1 protein-coding gene and 1 other annotated feature are annotated in these 2,488 nt (G+C 51.4%); the gene reads right to left on the bottom strand.

Annotated features, from left to right (window positions below; all coding sequences use genetic code 11):
• Positions 1–164: 164 nt before the first annotated feature.
• Complete coding sequence (locus B2Y11_RS06610) at positions 165–1,346, bottom strand: hypothetical protein (RefSeq protein WP_291057531.1); 1,182 nt, start codon at positions 1,344–1,346, stop codon at positions 165–167.
• A gap of 55 nt (positions 1,347–1,401) precedes the next feature.
• Positions 1,402–1,689, bottom strand: a binding site (T-box leader).
• Positions 1,690–2,488: the final 799 nt, after the last annotated feature.

A 2,488-nucleotide genomic window follows, 5' to 3' on the forward strand; every position in this document is an offset into this window, starting at 1 on the left:
CGTCGACTTATTCCTTGCATTGAATAAAAATGCAAGAATGAAATCCGATAACGATTTAATCAGCGCTTCCCTAGAAGCCCTAAGCCCCTTCGGCCCGCAGGGGCCGTCAACCTTTACACCCGCACGGGATTACAGCCATCATCCTCCAATGACTCTATCCCCCATCACATCTGCCGGTATCCTTCAGCCAGTTCCACCATTTCTTTCTCCTCTTTCTTTTCTTCCTTCCGGTAAATCTTATAGACCCCCACGGTGAGGAGCGGGAGGAGGAAGAGAGCCATGAAAGCATAGGCCAGAGCCATGTAGCCTTTGGCGATGAGGTCGATGATGCCTACCTGGGCCAAGACAATGGAAGCGGCCATGATGACCACGGTGGTCAGGCCCTTATTTCTGCGAGAAAGTGGTGTCCGGCCTTTATCTTCCAGTCCTTTGTCCACCCGTGCCAGAAGGGCGTGGATCATGCCGGTGGCTGTTTCCACCAGAGTCCATCCCATGATGAAGCTGAAGGCTACCATCATCCAGGAAGGTACACCGCTTTCCTGCATCATTGCCATCCAGGGCACCTGGGCTCCCAGCACGTCTTTGGAGGGATAGAATCCCATGACGGAGAAATAGGTAAGGAACCAGGGAATGGTAGCCAGAAGTCCGGCTAGAATGCCGCTTACCACCGATTCACTCCGCTTCGTCTGTTTCTTAATGGTAAAGAAGGAAGCAGGAAATACGACCAGATTGCAGGCCATGTACAGAAGACCTGTCCACAGGGCATGACCCATGGTGGCGTCCGGCACATAGGAATGGTCCGCCGATGCCATGACGGCAGCAATATTTCCTGTATGCCCGGAAATGACAAGAACGGAGAAAGTCAGGTATCCCGCATAAAGAGCCACTGTACCAAAAGTTTCAAAAAAGGAAATCACTTTTTCGCCAAAGAAATTCAAAAGTCCCGCCACGATCATGATGCCCACCACGCCAAACCAGTGGGATACGCCAAACATCTGCTGCACAACAGCTCCAGTGGCAGAAGACATGACCGCCAGAATGATAACCATGAAAACGGTATACACCAGGTCAAATACAGGATAGAGAGGCCCTGCAATGGACTGGATAAAGGATTTATAATCATACACATGGTAGAGGCGAATCAGCTCATAGCACAGCACTGCCACCAGCGCAAATCCTGCCATAATGCCCAGTCCTGCATACCAGCCGTAAGCGCCGAACTTGGCTCCATACTCCACGATTTCCCGCCCGGTAGCATAGCCGCCGCCAATCATAACGGACTGAAGTACAATGCCCGGGAGCAGATATTTTCCCAAATTGCCGTCAAACATAGATGATACTTTCATATAAAGCCCTCCTTTTGATTTCGGACAGAGTACTAAAAAAGCCTCTGTCCCTATAGACAGAGGCGGATTTCCCGCGGTACCACTCTGATTTATCACTCAGACACGGAGATAACAGATGGAATCAAAAACCCCTGTCCCATATGGGACAGGGGCAAAACTGCGGTACCACCCTGCATTATACTCGTATGTCATAGTCCTGTAACGGGCACCCCCGCTTTCCTTACTCCTCTTTCAGGAAAGATGCTCTCCAGTGATTGTCCATGACCCGCCCGTACCGGCTTTCACCATCCGCCGGCTCTCTGCTGCGTCAGTCCGCCATGTCCATCTGGTTCATCGCTTCGTATGGGATTATTATAGCACAATCTTCTGAAGTGTCAACCTGAGTATAAAGGTAAGGTAAGGTTAAGAGGATTCCACTTCTATTATTGTCCCACCGATTGCGGAGGAAGGCCGTACGCAGTACCAAAGGGGGATGGGCCTTTGGGGCCCAAAGGTTCAGAGGGTTCGTAGACACGCCCTTTGGGCGTGAAGGGGCACGGCTTCGCCGTAGGTTGTGTAAAAGGGTTGTGTAAAAAGGTTATGGGGATGGGGAAAGATTCAAAAGGTTCAAAGGGTTCAGAGGGGGGGTGGATTGCCCTTCGGGCAATGAGTATAAAGTCAGCGTTACGGGATTTGCTTTTGTGTCATCATTGGCACATACCGAAATGCCAAAGCCTCCTTCCTCAGGAAGGAGGTGGCGCCGCAGGCGACGGAGGATAGGGGCGTCAGTTCTTTTTTAATATTTTCGGGCCTATCCTCAGGACGTTACGTGCTTGCCATTCTGCTTCTTATATTACTCAAGGTATTGCGGAAACTCCCACTTTGGTGCCTGCCGCACCACCTTTCTCCCGCAGCGGACAAGGGGGGCGCTTTTCCCATCACGCTGCAGACGCGGTTGCAGGGTTTTCCGACGGCAGGCGGAATATATACTTATCGCCGCCAAAGGCCTAGAAGCCCTAAGCCCCTTCGGCCCGCAGGGGCCGTCAAACCTCGGAGCCGAAGGCTCCGTCAGCCCTCTTGCATACGGGATTACAGCCATCATCCTCTAGGGAAGCGCTGATTAATTCGTTGTTTGATTTTATTCTTGAATTTTTATGCAATGC

This window comes from Dialister sp. UBA1703 (assembly GCA_002320515.1).
Lineage (GTDB): Bacteria > Bacillota > Negativicutes > Veillonellales > Dialisteraceae > Dialister.

What these genes read in the sequence shown, in the direction of transcription:
- B2Y11_RS06610 (WP_291057531.1), bottom strand. Translation starts at nt 1,346, where the DNA reads ATGAAAGTATCATCTATGTTTGACGGCAATTTGGGAAAATATCTGCTC.